At 69.7% G+C, this 267-nt stretch carries 1 protein-coding gene; it reads left to right on the top strand.

Going from position 1 to position 267, the window contains the following annotated elements; genetic code table 11:
* Positions 1–267 (top strand): hypothetical protein (locus ACG916_RS21645; protein WP_419378819.1); only part of this gene is annotated, 267 nt, incomplete at both ends.

Below are 267 nucleotides of genomic sequence, written 5' to 3'. Positions count from 1 at the left end.
ATCTACGGCACCGACAGCAGCGGCGGGCCGATCGCGCTGGATGCGCCGCCGGCCAAGACGATCTCGTTCTATGGCAAGGCGCTGACCGTGGCGGGCGCGACCGGCGGGACGGCCGCCGCACGTATCGACGAGTCTGGCGGCGGCGATCTCTATGGCGCACAGTTCGTCGGCGGCGCCGGGGGCTCGGTCGATACGCTCAACGGCACCCAGACATTTGCGATCCTGCCGAGCCTCGGCAATCGCTATGCGCCGCGCGATCCGCTGATG

The organism is Acinetobacter legionensis (assembly GCF_048552295.1).
Lineage (GTDB): Bacteria > Pseudomonadota > Gammaproteobacteria > Pseudomonadales > Moraxellaceae > Acinetobacter.
Note: the sequence above shows the minus strand (reverse complement) of the source record. Positions and strands in the feature narration are given on the sequence as shown.